General features: G+C 61.2%; 24 protein-coding genes. 13 read left to right on the plus strand and 11 right to left on the minus strand.

Features of this window, described 5'->3' with window-relative positions:
• Window positions 1–35: 35 nt before the first annotated feature.
• A complete protein-coding gene (locus tag GGD57_RS00635; RefSeq protein WP_184465893.1) occupies window positions 36–263 on the minus strand; it encodes a hypothetical protein in 228 nt (75 codons plus the stop codon).
• A gap of 228 nt (window positions 264–491) precedes the next feature.
• Here GGD57_RS00635 and GGD57_RS00640 point away from each other — a divergent pair, with 228 nt between their 5' ends.
• The gene (locus GGD57_RS00640) at window positions 492–662 is read left to right on the plus strand and encodes a hypothetical protein (protein WP_184465895.1); all 171 of its coding nucleotides are present in this window, start codon (window positions 492–494) and stop codon (window positions 660–662) included.
• Window positions 663–956: 294 nt separating this feature from the next.
• Window positions 957–2,450 carry an FAD-dependent monooxygenase gene (locus GGD57_RS00645; protein WP_184465897.1) on the plus strand — a complete coding sequence of 498 codons (1,494 nt, stop codon included), beginning with the start codon at window positions 957–959 and terminating at the stop codon, window positions 2,448–2,450.
• 18 nt (window positions 2,451–2,468) lie between these two features.
• Here GGD57_RS00645 and GGD57_RS00650 read toward each other — a convergent pair whose 3' ends face one another.
• Entirely contained in the window at window positions 2,469–3,203 is a 735-nt protein-coding gene (locus GGD57_RS00650) for a hypothetical protein (RefSeq protein ID WP_184465899.1), read from the minus strand.
• A 163-nt stretch (window positions 3,204–3,366) separates the two neighbouring features.
• Between GGD57_RS00650 and GGD57_RS00655 the strand changes: the two genes are divergently transcribed.
• Window positions 3,367–3,801 (plus strand): hypothetical protein, encoded by a 435-nt coding sequence (locus GGD57_RS00655; RefSeq protein WP_184465901.1) that lies wholly within the window; start codon window positions 3,367–3,369, stop codon window positions 3,799–3,801.
• On the opposite strand, the gene GGD57_RS00660 is transcribed toward GGD57_RS00655, so the two are convergent.
• Window positions 3,795–3,977, minus strand: coding sequence for a hypothetical protein (locus GGD57_RS00660; RefSeq protein ID WP_184465903.1), 183 nt, complete (start codon window positions 3,975–3,977; stop codon window positions 3,795–3,797). The genes GGD57_RS00655 and GGD57_RS00660 overlap by 7 nt on opposite strands.
• 340 nt (window positions 3,978–4,317) lie before the next feature.
• On the opposite strand from GGD57_RS00660, the gene GGD57_RS00665 reads away from it, so the two are divergent.
• Window positions 4,318–4,611 (plus strand): DUF982 domain-containing protein, encoded by a 294-nt coding sequence (locus tag GGD57_RS00665; RefSeq protein WP_126910612.1) that lies wholly within the window; start codon window positions 4,318–4,320, stop codon window positions 4,609–4,611.
• 258 nt (window positions 4,612–4,869) lie between these two features.
• On the opposite strand, the gene GGD57_RS00670 is transcribed toward GGD57_RS00665, so the two are convergent.
• Window positions 4,870–5,694 (minus strand): nickel-binding protein, encoded by an 825-nt coding sequence (locus GGD57_RS00670; protein WP_184465905.1) that lies wholly within the window; start codon window positions 5,692–5,694, stop codon window positions 4,870–4,872.
• Window positions 5,695–6,125: 431 nt separating this feature from the next.
• Here GGD57_RS00670 and GGD57_RS00675 point away from each other — a divergent pair, with 431 nt between their 5' ends.
• The 3 genes from GGD57_RS00675 to GGD57_RS00685 all read left to right on the plus strand — a co-directional run bounded on the left by GGD57_RS00675 (window position 6,126) and on the right by GGD57_RS00685 (window position 6,954).
• Window positions 6,126–6,383, plus strand: coding sequence for a DUF982 domain-containing protein (locus GGD57_RS00675; protein WP_184465907.1), 258 nt, complete (start codon window positions 6,126–6,128; stop codon window positions 6,381–6,383).
• Between the two features lie 137 nt (window positions 6,384–6,520).
• Complete coding sequence (locus GGD57_RS00680; protein WP_010069037.1) at window positions 6,521–6,691, plus strand: hypothetical protein; 171 nt, start codon at window positions 6,521–6,523, stop codon at window positions 6,689–6,691.
• Window positions 6,691–6,954, plus strand: coding sequence for a hypothetical protein (locus GGD57_RS00685; protein WP_184465909.1), 264 nt, complete (start codon window positions 6,691–6,693; stop codon window positions 6,952–6,954). The genes GGD57_RS00680 and GGD57_RS00685 overlap by 1 nt, the downstream gene beginning before the upstream one ends.
• Before the next feature lie 65 nt (window positions 6,955–7,019).
• Here GGD57_RS00685 and GGD57_RS00690 read toward each other — a convergent pair whose 3' ends face one another.
• Complete coding sequence (locus GGD57_RS00690) at window positions 7,020–8,516, minus strand: FAD-dependent oxidoreductase (RefSeq protein ID WP_184465911.1); 1,497 nt, start codon at window positions 8,514–8,516, stop codon at window positions 7,020–7,022.
• A 44-nt stretch (window positions 8,517–8,560) separates the two neighbouring features.
• On the opposite strand from GGD57_RS00690, the gene GGD57_RS00695 reads away from it, so the two are divergent.
• Window positions 8,561–9,058 (plus strand): MarR family winged helix-turn-helix transcriptional regulator, encoded by a 498-nt coding sequence (locus GGD57_RS00695; protein ID WP_184465913.1) that lies wholly within the window; start codon window positions 8,561–8,563, stop codon window positions 9,056–9,058.
• A 90-nt stretch (window positions 9,059–9,148) separates the two neighbouring features.
• A complete protein-coding gene (locus tag GGD57_RS00700) occupies window positions 9,149–9,628 on the plus strand; it encodes a DUF2938 domain-containing protein (protein WP_184465915.1) in 480 nt (159 codons plus the stop codon).
• A 210-nt stretch (window positions 9,629–9,838) separates the two neighbouring features.
• Here GGD57_RS00700 and GGD57_RS00705 read toward each other — a convergent pair whose 3' ends face one another.
• From GGD57_RS00705 to GGD57_RS00715, 3 genes are read right to left on the minus strand one after another with little or no spacing between them, the layout of a single operon-like run.
• Window positions 9,839–10,480 carry a ThuA domain-containing protein gene (locus GGD57_RS00705; protein WP_184465917.1) on the minus strand — a complete coding sequence of 214 codons (642 nt, stop codon included), beginning with the start codon at window positions 10,478–10,480 and terminating at the stop codon, window positions 9,839–9,841.
• Window positions 10,481–10,497: 17 nt separating this feature from the next.
• Window positions 10,498–11,598 carry a Gfo/Idh/MocA family protein gene (locus GGD57_RS00710; RefSeq protein WP_184465919.1) on the minus strand — a complete coding sequence of 367 codons (1,101 nt, stop codon included), beginning with the start codon at window positions 11,596–11,598 and terminating at the stop codon, window positions 10,498–10,500.
• A 32-nt stretch (window positions 11,599–11,630) separates the two neighbouring features.
• Window positions 11,631–12,830, minus strand: a complete 1,200-nt coding sequence (locus GGD57_RS00715; protein WP_184465921.1) for an ROK family transcriptional regulator — start codon at window positions 12,828–12,830, stop codon at window positions 11,631–11,633.
• 198 nt (window positions 12,831–13,028) lie between these two features.
• Here GGD57_RS00715 and GGD57_RS00720 point away from each other — a divergent pair, with 198 nt between their 5' ends.
• The 4 genes from GGD57_RS00720 (at window position 13,029) to GGD57_RS00735 (ending at window position 17,305) form a co-directional block, all read left to right on the plus strand.
• The gene (locus GGD57_RS00720) at window positions 13,029–14,333 is read left to right on the plus strand and encodes an ABC transporter substrate-binding protein (RefSeq protein ID WP_184465923.1); all 1,305 of its coding nucleotides are present in this window, start codon (window positions 13,029–13,031) and stop codon (window positions 14,331–14,333) included.
• A gap of 84 nt (window positions 14,334–14,417) precedes the next feature.
• Window positions 14,418–15,356, plus strand: coding sequence for a carbohydrate ABC transporter permease (locus tag GGD57_RS00725; protein WP_184465925.1), 939 nt, complete (start codon window positions 14,418–14,420; stop codon window positions 15,354–15,356).
• The gene (locus tag GGD57_RS00730) at window positions 15,349–16,197 is read left to right on the plus strand and encodes a carbohydrate ABC transporter permease (protein ID WP_088685100.1); all 849 of its coding nucleotides are present in this window, start codon (window positions 15,349–15,351) and stop codon (window positions 16,195–16,197) included. The genes GGD57_RS00725 and GGD57_RS00730 overlap by 8 nt, the downstream gene beginning before the upstream one ends.
• A 34-nt stretch (window positions 16,198–16,231) precedes the next feature.
• Window positions 16,232–17,305, plus strand: coding sequence for an ABC transporter ATP-binding protein (locus GGD57_RS00735; protein ID WP_184465927.1), 1,074 nt, complete (start codon window positions 16,232–16,234; stop codon window positions 17,303–17,305).
• Window positions 17,306–17,431: 126 nt separating this feature from the next.
• On the opposite strand, the gene kdgD is transcribed toward GGD57_RS00735, so the two are convergent.
• The 3 genes from kdgD to GGD57_RS00750 all read right to left on the minus strand — a co-directional run bounded on the left by kdgD (window position 17,432) and on the right by GGD57_RS00750 (window position 20,140).
• Window positions 17,432–18,358, minus strand: a complete 927-nt coding sequence (gene kdgD, locus GGD57_RS00740; protein WP_184465929.1) for a 5-dehydro-4-deoxyglucarate dehydratase — start codon at window positions 18,356–18,358, stop codon at window positions 17,432–17,434.
• A gap of 31 nt (window positions 18,359–18,389) precedes the next feature.
• Complete coding sequence (locus tag GGD57_RS00745; RefSeq protein WP_184465931.1) at window positions 18,390–19,364, minus strand: mannonate dehydratase; 975 nt, start codon at window positions 19,362–19,364, stop codon at window positions 18,390–18,392.
• A 65-nt stretch (window positions 19,365–19,429) separates the two neighbouring features.
• Window positions 19,430–20,140 (minus strand): FadR/GntR family transcriptional regulator, encoded by a 711-nt coding sequence (locus GGD57_RS00750; protein ID WP_184465932.1) that lies wholly within the window; start codon window positions 20,138–20,140, stop codon window positions 19,430–19,432.
• Between the last annotated feature and the right edge of the window lie 80 nt (window positions 20,141–20,220).

Consider the following 20,220-nt stretch of genomic DNA (forward strand, 5'->3'; position numbering starts at 1 on the left):
CGCTTACACTCCCGAAGATCAAATGCTGTCGGATGTCATGAATATCCACCAAAAGCCAAGAGAAGCGCGCCGATTGCGATCAGGGCGAGGGCCGGCCAGTTCCTGGATAGGCCAAGGAATCTGAGGCCTTGGCGCCGCGGTTCCAGCGTGGTGCCGCCTTGCGGCAGTGGATGCGGATTGCTCGGTTTCCGTCCAAGCACTGACGAAAAGAGAAGGAGAAGTCCGCCGATAATGAGCGCTGCTCCGATCAGGATGACCCACATGGTAGCCTCCGCGAGCGACTGGGATAAGGGCTAAACCAATTCCGGATCCGATCGTTCCGTCTGTGATTGCGTGACGTCTTCCGTTGCACCTCGGACGCGCTTCAGATCTCCAGCGTCTTTGTGGTCGACTGCACAATTTCGGACGGACGACTGCCTTTCCCAGATTTCCGTTTCGGAACCAAAAGCCTTCGCATTGAATTTGACTGCTGAGTCATCTCGGAGATCCTGATGGACAAGACACCGAAGACGGCAATCCGCGGAATGACGTTGTACGTGCTGGCTCTTCTCGTCCTGGGCATTCTGGCGGGCGCTGTGTACACAATCTACGGCCATCCCGGCGCTCCGTCGGAGCGGCCCGCGGCTGAAACGATTCCGGATAAGGCCGTGGCTCCGCAGTAACAGTTCGGCTCAGTCAATTGACCGGTCGCCCTTCGAGAACAAGTGATGATCGGGAAAGGCGTGTGCTAGACCCGGCGCACACCCGGTCAGGTCGTGTTGAAGAGCCTGCGTTGATCGCAAAAGATCAGCAAGCGGCAACGAATATGGCTTTGGAAAGCAAGGCGGAAATCCTGTCGCAAGTCCTTCCAACCAGTAGAGAGCTCTAATTATAGGGGGAACAACCTGCGACACCGAAATCGGTGCCGGGGTAACTCTGGAATATTGCGCAAGGCAGTCGGAGCAAAGGAGTTAGGGATGAAAGAACATGCGGTCGTGATTTCAGGAGGAGGTCCGACGGGCCTGATGCTGGCGGGCGAGCTGGCCTTGGCGGGCATCGGCGTCGCGATCGTCGAACGCCGGCCGGACCAGGAGATTGTCGGTTCCCGGGCCGGCGGCTTGAGCGCTCGCACGCTCGAGGTTCTCGACCAGCGCGGTATCGTCGACCGGTTTCTCAAGGCAGGGCAGATCGCCCAGGTCACGGGATTTGCGGTGACGCGGCTGGATATCAGCGATTTCCCGACGCGGCACAATTACGGGCTGGCGTTGAGGCAAAAACATATCGAGCGCATTCTCGCCGGCTGGATCGACGAACTGCCGGTGCCGATCTATCGCGGACTTGAATTGGCGGGTTTTGTGCAGGACGAGACAGGTGTCACCATCGAACTCTCCGACGGCGCCTCGCTCAGGGCAGGCTATCTCGTCGGCTGCGATGGCGGCCGCAGCCTGGTTCGCAAGATTGCCGGCATCGAGTTTCCGGGGTGGGACGCGACGATCAGCAACATTCTCGCCGAGGCCGAGATGGAAGAGGAGCCGCCGCTCGGTGTCCATCGCACGGCACTCGGCATGCATGCCTTCGGCCGGGAGGAATACGAAATCCGCGACGGCAAGGTGATCTTTGCCAGTGAAGGCCCGATCAACGTCATGGTGACGGAAAAGACCGCCGGCGGCACGGGCGAGCCGACGCTCGGCGATCTCAGGCAAGCGCTGATTGCTGCATGCGGAACGGATTATGGCATCCATAGCCTCAAGTGGATTTCGAGGTTCACCGACATGTCGCGCCAGGCGGCAGCCTATCGCAAGGGCAGGGTGCTTCTCGCCGGCGATGCCGCCCACGTGCATTCTCCAGTCGGCGGGCAGGGCCTCAATACCGGCGTGCAGGATGCGGCGAATCTCGGCTGGAAGCTGGCTCAGGTGGTGAAAGGAATATCGCCGGAAAGCTTGCTCGACACCTATCACGCCGAGCGCCATCCCGTGGCCGCCCGTGTGTTGCGCACGACGATGGCGCAGGTTGCCTTGCAGCGCACCGACGATCGCACCGAAGCCCTGCGAGACATCATGTTGGAGCTGCTCGGCATGGAAGAGCCGCGCAAAAAGATTGCCGCGGAAATGTCCGGGCTGGCGATCCACTACGACCTCGGCGAGGGGCATCCGCTGCTCGGCCGCCGCATGCCCGACCTTGAGCTGGTCACATCGGATGGTTGCCTGCGTGTCTATACGCTGCTGAAAAATGCGCAGCCGATGCTCCTCAATCTCGGCGCGCCCGGCAGCCTCGACATCACCCCGTGGTCAGGCCGCATCCGGTCGGTTGACGCCAGCTATGACGGGCCATGGGAGCTGCCGGCGATCGGTGCTGTTTCGGCGCCCACCGCCGTCCTGATCCGGCCAGACGGCTATGTCGCGTGGGTGGGCGACGGCTCGCAGGATGGTCTGCGCGAGGCGATGAAGACCTGGTTCGGACCGCCCGGCTAAAAGCTGGAAAAGTCGATTCTAGGCGGCAAGCGAAATCGAACCGCATTCCAAAACCGTCTCGGCCTCCGGCATCGGTTTGCCGCGGCGTTCCCACGTCCGGCGGCTGATGCCGAATGCCTCCCATGGGCACGCCGTGCTGAAGGAATTGGCGATATAGTCGGCCCTGGGGGCCGCGCCTGCGGCGCGGCGTTGCTCCTCCTTCCGGCTCCGGTCCCGCTGCCGCCGCTTTTCCTTTTGCAGTTGCGCTCTTTTCCGCTTCGGCACGTCGAAGGCGCCGATCGTGCGGATATCGAGGGCGCATCGTTCAGCGTAGCTCACATGCAGAGCGTGACCGAGCGCGTCGGCCGACAAGGGAGAAAAACGCACCTTCGTCCGCTCGTAGATGATTTCTTCTATGCAGGCTTTGCCGGCCCATGGGAGCCATCGCGCCGACCAGCCGAGAACCACCTCGGCAAACTCTTGCCGGAACTCGACAAGCGCGAGGCCGGCGATCACTTCGACATAGATCAATGCGTCATCGGCCTCGGGCACGATCGCCCCGTGGCGATGCCTGATCAATCTTTCGATCTCGCGCATCCGGCCGTGGAAATGGCTCCAGCGGCCACCCCGCACGCGGCGCTGAACGGCCTTGTAACCCAGCAGACAGTCGCCGAGCTTGATTGCCGTCACATCCCGGGAAAACCCCTCCGGCCGATCTGCTTTTGCAGCTTCATTCCTGGTTTGAGTGGCTTCATTTGCGCCAAGACGGTCCATCGATTTTCCTCGCAATCGGCCCAGGGAGAAGCCGAAACGCGTGACCATAAAGGACGTCGAGGGGGGTGATGTAGGCCATCCGCACGTCATTTTGTGGATTATCGACGAAACGGATATCAGCTGGAGACTGACGCTATCTCCATAGATCAGAGAGCGGGCGGAGATGCTTGTCCGCGACGACGGACTGAGTGCCGCAAATGCTTCGCTTGTGCAGGGCGTTCATGACCCCCACACGTGGTTCTTCTCGGTCAGCTGCGGCAGCCTATGGCCGGGCCATGCCGCTCCGCATCTTAATCGATCCGCCGGTGTTGAGAGTCTCGTCCATTTGCTTGCGGCAGGGAGCAAGGATCGGTCGAGCCGCCACGATTTACATCAGCAGCGTCTTTACTCAGCGAAAGCCGAAGAAACTCAAAATCGCGAGCACGATAACGACAGCGCCGACAAGCCAGATCAAATTGTTCATTGGGAACCGTTCTCCTATTTGAATCGAGCCAACTGTGACCCGTTTATTCAACGGCGGCGCGGGCTTGCAGTTCCCTGCGGCCCGGCCTTCTCAGCCAATGCTGAACGAATATCGGGCGCCTGCGCCCATCAGTAACTGCAGGAGCGAGCGTTGCCCGGCCTGAATCCACCAGCACATGCCGGGTTTATCGATGTATCCCGCTGATATTGAAAATCTTCGCGATTGGACTTGCCGGGCGTGGTGCAGGAAGACGTGATCGCAGACACACCGATCAGCGCCCCGGCAGCGATAAATGTCAGAAATCGGTTCATCTGGGCTCTCCCTTGTGAGGTTATCTGGACCGTAATCTACCATGCCGTCACCAGCCTACAGGAAAACTTCCGGCGCGCTTGATCACGCTAAAACGGCAGCCTTCCGGGCGACATGCATCGGCTGATCCGAACACGTGTGCAATTGACCGGCCAATCTCAGCTGTAGAGCGTGAGCCTCGATCGCTGATCGATTCACTCAAGATAATCTGATCGAGTTATTCTGTCATTATGGAAGTAGTGTCGCAGGCATTCGGTCATATTTGGCCGATTTTGTCTTGAATGAATTGAAGTTTTTTAGTAATATTACCCCATAAAAAAGTAATATAAATGGGAGGATACTATGACGGAAACTCGGTTTGATCCGGTTTTGCTTCATCGTCAACATTTCATCGCTGAGATCACATGCCTCGATGAAATCTTCGATTTTCTGGATGAATGGCCACAGGACAAACGGGGTCTGGCGTATGACACGCTGTTGAAGGCATGCCGAGATACGGCCAGCGGCCGTTTCCCGCTGAGCGCTGCGCGCGAGAATTTCCGACGTTTCCTGAAAATGTCGGGGGTGCTTGCCAAGGTCGAGGGTGCCCCCAAATTCGAGCAACTGATGGGCGATCGAAATATCGGCAATGCTTGATCAACGAATGTCGTTACCGCAAAATTGTGCCGCGTTTTTTGCGGTAACGACATGCTGGACAAGAACGACCTCAAGCGCGAGGGGCGAGCCTGAAAGATCGCGACGCGCGTGAGATGGAAATAGGCAAGAACGCGCCGTCACATCCTGTGCGGCGCGTTCTGGTTTTTATGCCGCTTGCCCGCTGGACGCCTATTTCTTCGCCGCAGCCTGCGCGGCAAACCTTCTGCCGGAGGCGGATGGCGATCCGCTCGGCGCATTTCAGGCAAGGCCGCCATTCCAGTCGCATCGGAACACCAGCACCGGCTTCGCAAAGCCCTTGAGGCGCCGGCGTGAGGCGTGACCGAAGAGATCGGCGGCGCCATATTCCCGAAAGATATTCTCCGAAACGAGGATCTGGTCGCTGGCGGCGGCCGCGCAGAGGCGCGCCGCAAGCTGTACGGTCGAGCCGAAAAGGTCGTTGCTGTCCTCGACCGGCTCGCCGCAATCCAGCCCGATGCGGATATGGATCGGCTCGGTGTTTCCGCCGTTGTAACGCTTGAATTCCTGCTGGATCGTCATGGCGCATTCGACTGCGGCCGTTGTGGCGGAAAAGGCGGCCATGATGCCGTCGCCGGTATGCTTCACTTCCCGGCCTGACGTTTGCCCGAGGCATCGACGCACGATCGCATCATGGGCCCGCACCATTTCGGTTCCGATGCGGTCGCCGAGCCGCGCCGTCATCTCCGTCGATCCGACGATGTCGGTAAAGAGGATTGCCCGGTGACCGGGATCCACGTCGGCCAAGGATTGGCCGGGCGCCGGCTCCGGGTCATGAATTCGTCCGAGAAAAGCTTCGACCGCAGACAGGGCGACCTCGACGATCTCGCCGGCAACGAAGCCGTGCGCCTCGCGATGCACGCATTGGGCGGTTTCCATGTCGGGCGCATCCACGAGACAGAAGGCGGTCCCGCGCCGCTGGTCGAACCAATAGGTGAGAAACTTGACGCCGTAGCGATCCTGAATGTCGAGATCCATGCGATGCGCCCGGGCAACATCGGCCGCCGACGTTCCCTCGAGAAAGTGCCGGTCCATGAAGATAGGCATCGCGCGCCCCCAGATCCGCCGGTGCAAGAGGCGGCATTCTACGATCTGGATGCGCCTTCGTCCACCTTTGAGACAATCAAGAGGCGATCGTTAAGGCTGTTACATTGAGAAAATCCTATGAGTTGCTGTAAATCCCATAGAATACGAAAGGAATGGTTGTGTTTTAATCAGTGTGATTTGCATGGAAGCCCGATATTTACCATAATCGGCCGTTTAAAGACTAGCCATGGGTTGTCGTGGCTATTCGGGAAGCTTCAGGCGTTCCACCGTCTCAAGCGCCTGTCGGAACCTGGAGGGATGAAGAGCTGCGTCTGTCATGGTCCATCTCAGCAGCATCAAAGCCGCAGGCCGGCAGGTGAGGCGGCCCGCCGACGGCACGAATATTGCATCGCACCCCATAAGCCCACCAAAACTGGAAAAGCTGTAGCAAAGTGAAACAGACGGCAAACTTTCGACCGGTCGGATTGGCCTCCATGGGGCTCGGCCATTATGCCGTCGTTAACTCTGTTTGGGATGCCGCGCGCACGCTGCTGCACGACTGGCCGGTCGATGACGGCGAAGAATATTTCGAAGCCGTAAAGTCATGCCTGGATGCGATTATCGGCGATCTCCAGCCGGATGAGGTGCGGGCATCCTTCATCCGGGCCGCACAGGAAGCCGGCATCGCCGTCATCGAAGCCGCGGATTGAGCGCCCGCCGCCTTTTCGACGAGAACCTTCGGCCTGTCGATCAAGTCCGAACCATCCATCCCAAGCCGATCACCCCCGTCTTGACATTTCCGGCTGACAGTCTAAATTAGAACAAAGCAGGAACATTGGAGATGGTCATGACGCATACGGAACAAGTGATCGCCAACGCCCTAGCCCTTGTCGAAGCGTCTCGTGCCGCGCGCGAGCGGGATCAGCTGCGGCGTGCCGCCTGGCAGAGAAAGGTCGAACTCAGCCGGCCGCTGCCGCCCTTGCCGCGTCCGGTTCAATTGCCATTGGCGCTGAACTGATGCAGCCGGCAAAGACCTCACCCGATCCGGCCCGGCCCGATGGCGTGTTGCCCGATCAAACGTGTCCCGACGAAGCATGGCGCGACGAAGCCTGGGAAGTCGAAGCCGTGCTGGCCTGGCATGACGACAATGCCAAGGCGACGATCCGCGCGCTGCTCGATGATTGCAAACATCTGCGCCAACAGCTGGCGCTGGCCGAATGCGCGATGAGCCGGGGGATGACACGGGGTTGGACGCCGCGTTATGAGCGCGACGCCCTTTGAACCGGACATCCTTGAAATCAAGCATCTTGGGATGCTGATCGGAGCTTTCGGGGCGGCAAAAGAGCTCAGCTGCCAAGGCCGACATTGGCGAAGTAGGCCTTCAGTACCGAAGCTTCGCCGGAGGCGACGATGGCGCCGATATAACCGTCCGGGCGCACCAGCACGAAGTCGCCGGGCGTCAGGGCGTAGGCGTCGCGGAAATGCCCGCCTTCGTCGATGAGATCGCCGCGCCGGCCGATCCTGTGGATGTGCAATCCCCTTTGCGGCTGGACGGCAGCTTGCTCCGCCTCATAGCCGAGCAGCGTCCAGTGCGTGCCCTTGAACAGGTCGAACAGGCGCCTGGGCTGGCCGGCCGCACCTTTGAGCAGCGCATCCGGCGCGCGGTCGCCGGCCAGCAGGCCGCTCCGCCGCTCCGGCTTTTCCAGCGCAAGCGAGGCTTCGGGGTAGCCGATATCGAGCTGATGAACCTCGCGGCCGCGCCGCATCTCACCGCGCTTCATAGCGTCGAGCAGCGTCGTGGCAAGGCCGAGCATGGCGGCGGCGATCGGGCGGCGCTCTTCCTCATAGCTGTCGAGCAGCGTGTCCGGGGCGCCGCCGGCGACGGCCGCCAGTTTCCACCCCAGATTATAGGCATCCTGAACGCTGGTATTCAGACCCTGTCCACCGGTCGGCGGATGCGTATGGGCGGCATCGCCGGCGAGGAATATCCGGCCTTGCCGGTAGCGATCGGCAAGCCTGGCATTCATTGTGAAGGCCGATGCCCAGGAAACCGACTGAATGGTGACGTCTGGACGGCCGGTGCGCTCCTTCACCAGGGCGGTCAAACCTGCCGCGGAAAGATCGATATCGCCTTCGAGTGGGATCGGTCCCTGGATCTGGAACATCTCCGTGCCGGCAAGCGGGCAGAAGGAAATCTGCCTCTCCATGTCGCCCTCGGCGAAGCGATGCCAGGCATTGCGGTCGAGGCCGGTCAGCGTGACATCGGCGACGATGGCGCGGACCCCGAGCGTCTTTCCGGGAAAACCGATATCGAGCGCATGGCGCACGAAGCTGCGGCCGCCATCGGTGCCGACCAGCCAGCGCACGCCGATCGTCTCTTCGCCGGACGGGTCTTTGAGCCGGGCGGTTACCCCAGTCTCGCCCTGTTCGAAGCCGATCAGTTCGCATCCGAATGCGGGGCGATGCCCGAGTTCGAGCAGGCGCTCGCGCATCACGCCTTCGGTCAGGAACTGCGGCGCCATCAGGGCGAGATGATAGGGTTCTGCAGGGGGCGGCGCCTCATGCAGCACGACGTCGGATTCGCTAAAGCTTCCGTCGGCGCGATATTCCCGCTGCCGGGGATAGGTGCCACCGAGTGCGACGATCCGGTCGAGAATACCGAGATCCTCGAAAACCTCCTGCGTTCGCGGCTGGATCCCCTTGCCGCGCGAGCCGCGGAACGGATCGTCCAATTTCTCGATCAGGCGGAAGCTGACGCCGCGACGGGCAAGCTCGATCGCCAGCGTCAGGCCGGCCGCACCGGCGCCCGATATCAACACGTCGACTGTAGAATTCTGTGTCATATCATTCTCCATATGTGTATTATGCACATAATAGGAGAATCGATATGACGGCGTCAACGGAAAATGTGCAAAATACACATATGTCGGAAAAACTGCGTGAACTGCATGGGGCTTTGATCGAGATCGTCAGCGTCATGAACCGGCCCCAGCGCGACGAACAGATGGTCCGCGAGGCCGGAATTTCGCTCGATCGTGCGCTGTTTCCGCTGCTGGTCGCGGTGGAGCGCCTCGGTCCGATCGGGGTGGTGGAACTCGCCGACCGCGCCGGGCGTGACTATACCACCGTCAGCCGGCAGGTCGCCAAGCTCGAAAGCCTCGACCTGGTCGAGCGCCGCGGAAGCGCTGCCGATCGCCGTGTGCGCGAGGCGATCATCAGCCCGAAGGGCAAGGCGATGACCGATCGCATCGACGCCGCCCGCGAAAAGATCGGCCGCGCCATCTTCGAACACTGGGACGACCATGACTTCAATGAGCTCGTTCGGCTCATGCGCAAGTTTGCCAACGATATCGGTGGCGATATCGGCAGCGCGTCGGAAACCTGAGGGACGGCGGGTGTGTGCAGGCCATTGCGCCGGCGCCCCCGCAATGGTTTTCTAGCATCCCTGCAATTCAACGCTCTCCGGTGATTCCCGATGTTCGATATTCTGTGGCGCGGCCTGGCGATCGGCGCCGGCGCAACCATCCTCATGGACCTTTGGGCGATCCTGCTCACCAAGGTCTTCGGCCAGTCGGCGCCCAATTGGGCTCCGGTCGGCCGCTGGTTCTGGCACCTCGGCCGCGGCAAGGTCTTTCATGACAACATTGCCGATGCCGAACCCTATGCAAATGAACTCGCGCTCGGCTGGATCAGCCATTACGCCGTCGGCATTCTCTACGGCGTGATCTTTGCGCTCATCATGGGCTCGGCCTGGTTGGCAGGCCCGACATTTCTTCCCACCTGGATCTTCGGCATCGTCACCGTCGGGGCAGGGTGGTTCCTGCTGCAGCCGGGCCTCGGCATCGGCTGGGCCGCTTCCAAGCATCCGACACCGAACAAGGTCCGGTGTTTCAATCTGCTCGCGCATACGGTGTTTGCGCTGGGGCTTTACGGTACGGCGTTGATTCTGCGCTGAGATCGTAAAGACCCCTCCCCAACCCCTCCCCACAAGGGGGAGGGGCTAAGCTGTCGTTCCCGGCGGTGACCAAAAGCACAGGTTTTTCTGGCTGGACCCGTTCTACCGATTGGTACGGTAGAGGCTGTGTGAGGCGGTGCGGCATGTTAGCCCCTCCCCCTTGTGGGGAGGGGTTGGGGAGGGGTTTTCAGCTACCCTCTGAACTTCGCCTTACCGCGCCGCCCAATTGGCCCCGCGGCGGAAGATCGTCTTCATCTCCGGCACGTCGAACTCCTTGGCCTGATGGCCGAGGGAAGAATAGAAGACGCGGCCCTTGCCGTATTTGCGCTTCCAGACCACGGGCATGACGACGCCGTCGATCCAGTAGGCGTGATCGCCGGTGAATTTCGTCGTCGCCAGCACCTCGTTCGAGGGATCGACATGCATGTAATATTGCTCTGATGTATAGGGGAAGTCGGCAATCCCCTCCATCAGCGGATCGTCGGGCCGGGTGATGTTGACGGTGTAGTCGATGATATTGCCGGGGTGGGCCACCCACTGGCCGCCGACGATGAACTGGTAGTCGACGGAGTCGCGAAAGGCATCGCCCGCACCGCCATGATAGCCCGCGATGCCGACACCGCTTTCGATCGCGGCGGCGAGGTTCTTGACCTCCTCCTTTTCGATCTTCGACATCGTCATGATCGGCACGACGAGGCTGAGATCGTGGACGGAGGGGTCGGCGAGCGCCTCGGTGCCATGTTCGAGATAGACCTTGAAGCCGTCTTCCTCGAGCATGGTCTTGATGATTTCGGCACATTCCTGCGGCTCGTGCCCGCTCCAGCCACCCCAGACGATCAGTGCTTCACGCATTCTCTTTCCTCCTGAAATTATTTCGCCAGCCGTCCGTCGACGATGGATTGGGACAAGGGGGCAGGGCGCTCCGTTGCGGTGGTGATCGTGACCGTCCGGCCGGTCTCGGACGCGGTATGGAAGGCTTCCATGACTTCGAGCACATGCAGCGCCAGATCGCCGTTGGCGCGATGCGGCCGGTTCGAGCGGATTGCATGCGCCATGTCGGCGACGCCGAGCGAGCGGTAGTTGCCGTCGGCGTAGGGCGCTGTGACCGGCTGGTCCTCGAAGGCGCCGCCCTTCTTCAGATATTCGACCGGGCCGGCGAATTTGTTGGGATCGGGGACGAGGAGCGTGCCCTCGGTTCCGTAGACCTCCAGCGGCACATGTTTGTGGCCGGCGACGTCGAAGCTCATGGCGATCTGGACGACGGCGCCGTTGGCAAAAGCCATCATGCCGGCGACATGGGTCGGCACGTGCACGGGGATGCGCTCACCGTTGCGCGGCTCGCTGGTAATGAGCCGTTCGGCCCGCGGCGTCGTCGCAAAACCTGCAACCTGCGCAACGGGCCCGAGAAGATTGACGAGATCGGTGATGTAATAGGGACCCATGTCGAGCATCGGCCCGCCGCCGACTTCGTAGTAAAACGCCGGATTTGGGTGCCAGCGCTCATGGCCCGGGCACATGAAGCTTGCCGAGCCGCCGACCGGCTGGCCGATGACGCCCTGGTCGATCAAGGCGCGGGCCGTCTGGTGACCGCCGCCGAGGAAGGTGTCGGGGGCCGCACCAATGCGCAGATTCCGCGCTCTGGCCGCCTCCGCCAATTTTTTCCCTTCCACGAAATTAATCCCGAGCGGCTTTTCCGAATAGGTATGTTTGCCGGCCTCCAGCGCCTGCATCGCCACAGCCACATGGGCCTTCGGGATGGTCAGATTGACGATGATCTCGACCTTGGGATCGGCGAAAAGCTCCTCGACGGATTTGACGGGCACGTTGAATTCGGCAGCTTTTGCCTCTGCCAGTTCCCGGTTGAGATCGGCGACGCCGCGAATGTCGAGAATGGGGAAGGATGCCATCGCCGTGAGATAGGCGCCCGAAATATTGCCGCATCCGATGATGCCGATACCGACCTTGTCCATGAATTCCTCCATTGATCTTGAGTGTGCGCTCCTCAGAGCGCCGGCCCTGTGGTGCTCCAGGGCGATTCGTAGAGTTCGTAGAGCGCCACCGCAGCCGCACCCTGCGCCCAGAAATCATCGCTCGAATCGTCGAAGACGAGTTCGCTGACGCCTTTCAGCGACGGCGGGATGGCGAGCGCATAGGCATCGCGCAGGCTGTTCAAAAAGGGTTCGCCGAGCGCCAGGCTGGACCCCACAAGGATGACGCGGGGCGGCGCAAACAGCGTGACGATGTTGGCGATGGTCAAGCCGACTGCTTCGCCGGCGCGGATGGCGGCGCCGATCAGTCGGTCGTCATCTGCCTTGATCAGCGCCTGGGCATGGGTCATGCCGCGCCCGAGGCGGATGGCTTCGGCAAAACGCCCGTCGGCCTGCTGTTCGCCGAGGATCGCGCTTTCGCCGGCCTGGCTGAAAAGCCGCACGATGCCGTTCGGTCCCATGCCGAGCACGAGATCGCCGAGATTGTGGCTGAGGCCGCCGGCGCCGCGGAACAGGCGGTTGCCGTGCAGCACGCCGAGCCCCAGCGTCTGTTCCAGCGAAATCAACACCATATCCTCGAGATCCCTGGCTCTTCCGAACCAGTGATGGCCGAGCGTGATGGCATGGGCGTCGCTCTCGACGATGGTCGGCGTCGACAGCCGCGTCGACATTTCGGCGGCGAAATCGACATTGGTGTCGCGAAAGATCGGGCTGCTTCTGATGTAGCCGGTGCGATGCTCGACGACGCCGGGAAAGCCGAGGCAGATACTGTCGACATCCTCCAGCGACAGCCCGGCATCGACGACGCAGCGCCTGACGCCGTCCTCGACGAGATCGGCGATGACGCCGATCGGCTGCCGGTCGATGCGGATCGGCAAAGCGAGCTTCGACAGCACGTCGCCGCGGAAATTGGTGACGACGAAAACCATCCGGTTGGCGGCGATCTTGCCGCCGACGACGCGGGCGGCATCGGGATTGAGCTCCAGCGCCACACGCGGCCGCCCACGCACCGCCTCATTGCGGATATCGCCTTCATGGCGCGGCAGGATCAACCCGTCGTCGAGCAGCGAGGCGGTAATGGCCGAGACGGTCGTGGTGGAAAGCTCGGTCCGTTCGCTGATCTCGATGCGCGAGATCGGACCATGGCGCCGGATGGTGTCGAGCACGTTCAAGCGGTTGATCGCGCGCATCAATTCTGGATCTGCGGTCTTCATGAAAAACTAGCCGGCATTGTTCGTTGGGCGGAAGCCAATATTTTTAACGGGTTACGAAATAAATAGCAGGCAATTCCGTGGGCATGTCAAGCGCATTTGCTAAAAATAGCAGCAGTCGGGTTGACATCCGGCGCAAGCTCCGTTGAATTATTCCGCATTGGGGAAAAATTGTGAGGATAGGTCCCCTGGGAGGAAATCATGAATTTTATGCTGAAGAACGCCGCTTTCGGCGGCAGGCGCATCGTATCCATGGCCGCGGCCGCCGGCATGTTGCTGGCCGGCGCAGGGGCGGCTTCCGCGACGACGGTGGTCAAGTGGCTGCATCTCGAACTCGATCCGAAAAACGTCGCGGCCTGGGAAGACATCGTCAAGAAATACGAGGCTCAGCATCCCGACGTCGACATCCAGATGCAGTTCCTCGAAAACGAGGCCTTCAAGGCCAAGTTGCCGACCTTGCTGCAGTCCGATGACGTCCCCGATTTCTTTTTCAGCTGGGGCGGCGGCGTTCTGAAACAGCAGTCGGAGACCGGCGCGCTGCAGGATGTGACGGCGGCCCTCGATGCCGATGGCGGCAAGTTGCGCAAGGCCTATACCCCGGCCTCGGTCGACGGCCTGACCTTCGACGGCAAGACCTGGGCGATCCCCTATAAGGTCGGTCTGGTCAGCTTCTTCTACAACAAGGCGCTGTTTGCCAAGGCCGGCGTCAAGGCCGAGGACATCAAGAGCTGGACCGATTTTCTCGAAGCGGTGAAGAAGCTCAAGGCTGCCGGCATCGTGCCGATTGCCGGCGGTGGCGGCGAGAAATGGCCGATCCACTTCTACTGGAGCTATCTCGTCATGCGCGAGGGCGGCCAGAAGGTCTTCGAAGCCGCCAAGAAGGGCGAGGGCGAAGGTTTCCTCGATCCGGCAATCATCAAGGCCGGCGATGATCTTGCCGAGCTCGGCAAGCTCGAACCTTTCCAGCCCGGCTATCTCGGCGCCACCTGGCCGCAGACGCTCGGCGTCTTCGGTGACGGCAAGGCGGCGATGATCCTCGGCTTTGAAGCGACCGAGGCCAACCAGCGCAAGAATGCCGGCGACGGCAAGGGGCTTTCGCCCGACAATATCGGCCGTTTCGTCTTCCCGACGGTCGAAGGCGGCGCCGGCAAGCCGACCGATACACTCGGCGGTCTGAACGGCTGGGCCGTTACCAAGAAGGCCTCCAAGGAAGCGATCGATTTCCTCGCCTTCCTGACGAATGCGGACAATGAGCGGGCGATGGCCAAGGCCGGGATGCTCTTGCCCGTTGCCGTCGGCGCCGATGACGGCGTCGTCAACCCGCTGCTGGCCGAATCGGCCAAGCAGCTTGCCGGCTCGACCTGGCACCAGAACTTCTTCGACCAGGATCTCGGTGCGGCCGTTGGCCGTGTCGTCAACGACGTCTCGGTGGAAATCGTCTCCGGACAGATGAAGTCCAAGGACGGCGCCCAGATGATCCAGGACGCTTTCGAACTGGAACAATAACCAGCGCCCGCAGAGCCTTCCCGGCGCTCCTGCTAAAGCGGGGCGCCGGAACACCGCTGCCGACGAGATGCGAAAGCAGGAACCATGGCCAATATATCAGTCTTATCGACACCGAGCGCCGTAAGGCCGGCAAGGCGAGCCGCAAACAGCAGGAGTTCAGTCGCCCACGACCGCTTGACGGTGCTGCTGCTCTTTCTGCCGCCGGCGCTGCTGCTCTTCACGCTTTTTGTCATCATGCCGATGGGCGAGGCGGCTTGGTACAGCCTCTATAAGTGGAACGGCTACGGCACGCCGACAGAGTTCATCGCGCTGCGCAATTTCCAGGTCCTGTTCCGCAATGCGGCTTTCACCCAGGCGCTGGTCAATAACGGCCTGATCATCGTCATCTCGATCTGCATCCAGGTGCCGCTCGCCATCTGGCTGGCGACGATGCTGGCCCACCGCATTCCCGGTGTCGTCGGTTACCGCCTGATCTTCTTCCTGCCCTATGTGCTGGCGGATGTCGCCGCCGGCCTCATCTGGCGCTTCGTCTATGATGGCGATTACGGCCTGTTTGCCGCTGTTTCCAATTTCTTCGGTTTCGCCAACCCTTATGTGCTCGCCGACAAGGACGTGGCGATCTATGCCGTGCTCGGCGTCATCGTCTGGAAATATTTCGGCTTTCACATGATGCTGTTCATCGCCGGCCTGCAATCGGTCGACAAGAGCGTGCTGGAGGCGGCCGAAATCGACGGCGCCACCGGCTGGCAGAAATTCCGCTACGTCACGCTGCCGCTGCTCGGTTCCACCCTGCGCCTTTCGATCTTCTTTGCCGTCGTCGGCTCGCTGCAGCTCTTCGACATGATCATGCCGCTGACCGGTGGCGGGCCGTCCAACTCGACGCAGACCATGGTCACCTTCCTCTACACCTACGGCGTCATGCGCATGCAGGTGGGCCTGGGCAGCGCCGTCGGCGTCGTGCTGTTCATCATCTGCGTGACGCTCGCCTTCGGTTACAAAAGGATCTTCATGCGCCATGACTGATATGAGCTCTTCCATCCGCATGAGAACATCCACCCGGATCTATCTCTATGTGTCGCTGAGCCTGATCGCGGCGATCGTGCTGGTGCCGCTGCTGACGACGGCGCTCGGCGGCTTCAAGACCCTGGGGGATCTCCGCACCAACCCCTTCGGCCTGCCGACAGAGTGGCAATGGGCGAATTACACCGACATTCTCTTCGGCGAGCGCTATTGGCTGCAGATCGGCAATTCGCTTGTGATCGCGGCACTCACCGTGCTCTTGACGCTGATCGTCTCGTCGATGGCGGCCTTCGCCTTTGCCCATGTCCGCTTCTTCGGCTCGTCCTTCCTGCTCAACTATTTCCTGTTGGGCCTGATGTTTCCGGCGGCAACCGCGATCCTGCCGCTCTTCATCCGCATCCGCGATCTCGGGCTGTTGAACACCTATTGGGGCGTGGTGCTGCCGCAGGTGGCTTTCGGCCTCGGCATGAGCATCCTTCTGTTCCGGAACTATTTCCGCAACCTTCCGGAAGAATTGTTTCAGGCGGCCTTCGTCGACGGCTGCGGTTATATGAGGTTCTTCTGGCATATCTCGCTGCCGCTCTCCCGGCCGATCGTCGCCACCGTCAGCATCATCTCCTTCGTCGGCAGCTGGAACAGCTACATCCTGCCGCTGATCATGCTGAACTCGGAATCCAAATATCCCTGGCCGCTCGGCATCATGGTCTATCGCGGCGAATACGGCACGGAATGGCAACTGGTGCTGGCCTTCATCACGCTGACCATCCTTCCCACCATCATCGTCTTCTTCGTCGCCCAGAGACACATCATCGCCGGATTGACCGCCGGCGCCGTGAAGTCCTGAGCCGAACCGTTGCCCAAACCATTGGAGCTGCATCATGGCATCCGTTGACTTGAACAATATTCGCAAGGCCTATGGCGCCGTCGACGTCATCCACGGCATTTCGCTTCATATCGAGGATGGCGAATTCGTCGCTCTCGTCGGCCCGTCCGGCTGCGGAAAATCGACGCTGCTGCGGATGATCGCCGGCCTCGAAGAGATTACCGATGGCGAAATCGCCATTGGCGGCAATGTCGTTAACGCCATGACGCCGCGCGAGCGCAACATCGCCATGGTCTTCCAGTCCTATGCGCTTTATCCGCACATGACGGTGGCTGAAAACATGGGTTTCAACCTGAAGCTCGCCGGCGTTGCCAAAACCGAGATCGAGGCCCGCGTCTCCGAGGCCGCCCGCATGCTCGATCTCGCCAAGCTGCTCGACCGCAAGCCCGCCCAGCTTTCCGGCGGTCAGCGCCAGCGCGTCGCCATGGGCCGCGCCATCGTCCGCAACCCGGCCGTCTTCCTGTTCGATGAGCCGCTCTCCAACCTCGATGCGAAACTCCGCGTGCAGATGCGCTCGGAGATCAAGACGCTGCATCAGAAGGTCAGGACGACCTCGATCTATGTCACCCACGACCAGATCGAGGCGATGACGCTCGCCGACCGCATCGTCGTGCTCAATCACGGCAAGGTGGAGCAGGCCGGCACGCCGCTTGAACTCTATAAGAAGCCCGCCAATCTCTTCGTCGCCGCCTTCATCGGATCGCCGGCGATGAACATGCTGGAGGGCACGGTAGACGGCGAAAACGGCGAGCCCGCTGCCCGCCTCGAAGACGGCACGGCGATCCGCATTGCGCCCGATCGCAGGGTGAAGGCCGGCCAGGCCGTCACCATCGGCCTGCGCCCCGAACATCTTGTTCCCGGTATCGGTAATGGCACGCCGCTTGCCGGCCGAACCATGCTGGTGGAGCCAACCGGCGCACAGACCCACGTCGTCTTCGATCTTGCCGGGCAGCAGGTAACGGCGATCGTCGACGGCGAATATCCCGCCCATTACGGTACGGTGTTCGAAGCGAGCATCGCCAGTGACCAGGTGCACGTCTTCGACCGCGGCACCGGCGTGGCGCTGTAGGTGGAGGGCGGCGTTTCTAGTTGACAGCTGCCCTCCACCTAACCCGGGCGGGGCTGCGGCCTGATCTTTCTCCCGTAGCCGCGGGTCCCAAGGACGCGCCCAAGCGCGTCCTCAATGATCAACCTGTTATTCCGCCGCGATCCGTTCGACGCCGTTGGCCTGCACGATCTTTTCCAGCAGCGTGAGCTCCTCCGGCGTAAGATCCGTCAGAGGCGGCCGCACCGGCCCAGGATTCTGGCCAAGGACCTGGAGGCCAGCCTTGATGATCGAGACGGCGTAGCCCTTCTTGCGATTGCGCAGGGCGACGAAGGGGAAGAAGAAACCCTTCAGGATCTCGTCGACAGTCGCCTGGTCGCCGGTGCGCAAGGCGCCGTAAAAGCGCTGGGCGAGCGCCGGGACGAAGTTGAAAACAGCAGAGGAATAGGTCGTTACGCCGGCGGCGAAATAGGCCTGCGCGTAGACCTCGTGGGTCGGCATGCCGCCGACATAGACGAGGCGGTCACCAAGCCGCGTGGTGATCTCGATCACCTTGTCGACGTCGCCGACGCCGTCCTTGAAGCCGATCAGGTTCGGGCATTCCTCCGCGAGCCGCGTAATGCTGTCGGCGGTCAGGATGGCATTGTCGCGGTTATAGACGATGACGCCGATGCCGACCGATTGGCAGACCGCCTTGACGTGAGCGATCAGGCCGGCCTGCTCGGCAAACATCAGATAGGGCGGCAACAGCAATAGACCGTCGGCGCCGGCCTTTTCGGCCGCCTGTGCGATCTCGATGGCAAGCGACGTGCCGTAGCCGGTTCCCGAAATGATCGGTGTCTTGCCGACCGAGGCCTTGGCGGCTTTGACGACCGCAGGGATCTCGCTCGGATTGAGGGAGAAGAATTCACCGGTGCCGCCGGCGGCAAACAGCGCTGCCGCGTCGTAACCGGCAAGCCACTCGACATGGCGGCGGTACTTCGCCTCGTCGAATTTCAGCTGATCGTCGAAATGCGTGACCGGAAACGAGAGGAGACCACTGCCGACGGCCTTCTTCAGTTCAATTGGGTTCATCATGAAGTCCTGTTTTTATGTGTTGAAGACCGTGTCAGGCGCTTTCGAGCACCTGCAGAAGTGCGGCGATATAGCCGTAGCAAAAGGCAAAGGCGGTGGCGGTTGGATCCTTGCCGCTGACGGTCGGCACGTGGTCGGGCATCAACATGTATTTGAAGCCCACTTCCTTGTAGATCCTGGCCGAGCGGACCATGTCCATGTCGCCTTCTTCGGGGAACGTCTCCATGAAGGACAGCTTGCCGCCGCGAATGTTGCGGAAGTGAACATTGAAGATCTTTTTGCGCTCTCCGAACCAGCGAATGATATCGTCGATCTCCTTGCCGGGATTTTCGAGCATCTCGCCGATCGAGCCTTGGCAGAAATTGAGGCCGTGATAGGGATTTTCGCGCATCAGCACGAACTTCTTCAGGCCTTCGACGGTGCCGAGCACCCGCGTGACGCCGCGATAGCCGGGCGGCGTATAGGGATCGTGCGGATGGCAGGCGAGCCGGACGCGGTTGCTTTCGGCGACGGGAACGACGCGTTCGAGGAAATAGTCGATCCGCTCCCAGTTTTCGTCTTCGGAGAGCACGCCGGCAAGGCCGGGTGCTGCCTGCTGGTCCGTCTTGTCCCAGCGGAAGCTGGCGTTCAGCGAGCCGCCGCGCCCCGGTTCATCCGGCGTGCGGGGAATGCCGATCAGGTTGAGGTTGTATTTGACGGCCGGAATGCCGGCGTCCGCAACATTCTCGATCATCTTGCAGACGGCGTCGATCTGCCTGTCGCGCTCGGGACCGGCGAGCAGGATATCGGGATAGGAAGCCTTCTCGATCGGCTGCGAGGGCAGGGGCAGTTGGATCATATCGAGGATCAGACCGAAGCTTTCGACCTTGTCGCGATGACGCTCGATGTCGGAAAGCGTCCAACTGCTCGGCTTGCCCGGCGGATCGGCGCTGATATGCTTCACACCCAGTTGCGCAAAAATACGATAATCGTCGTCATCCCGCGCTGCGACCTGTGTTCCCAGATACATTTGAGGCTCTTTCCAAATTCAACAATGTCATATGACATAATATGAATTTTGGAGAGAGTCGAGCCCTATTGCTGCTCGGCGAGCATCCGGTAACGACGTTGGCTGGCCATCATATGCGCCCGCATCGCCTGGCGGGCGCGTTCCGGATCCTGGTCGGCGATCGCCGACAGGATTTCCACATGCTCGGCATAGACCTTCTGCAGATAGTCGCGGTCATTGGCCTCCGGCAGCGTCGGAAACTGGCCGCGGGGAATGGCCTTGGGGCCGAAATGACGGAGAACATCGACATAGAATCGGTTGTTCGTGGCGGCGGCAATCGCCATGTGAAAGGCATAATCGGCCTCCACCGTCTGCTGTCCGGCCTCGATCATCTGCGCCATTCTGCGATTGGCCTCGCGGATGGCCGCCTCCTGCTCGGCGGTGCGGCGATAGGCGGCGATCGCCGCCGCTTCACCTTCCGCCGCCATGCGAAACTCCAGCAATTCCAGGGTTTCCGGGATGCTTTTGATTTCCACCGGCGTCAGCGACAGGACGGAATGAGCCTTCGGATCCCCGACGAAGACGCCTTTGCCCTGGATCGGCTTGACGAAGCCGGCTGCCCTCAGATCGGCAATCGCCTCGCGCACCACGGTGCGGCTGACGCCGAAGGTGGCTTCCAGCTGCGGCTCGGTCGGCAACTGGTCGCCGATCCGCAGCTTGCCGGTCTCGATTTGCGCCCGCAGCTGATCGATGACCTGCTGTGCCAGTCTTTGCCGGCCGCGGCTGAGTGTCGTCATGTCGTTCCCCAATTCCTTCTGCATCACGTCTTCCGCTCGGCTCTTGCAAATCATATTCGATTTCGTTAAATCATAATACG

Source organism: Rhizobium esperanzae (assembly GCF_014197615.1).
Lineage (GTDB): Bacteria > Pseudomonadota > Alphaproteobacteria > Rhizobiales > Rhizobiaceae > Rhizobium > Rhizobium esperanzae_A.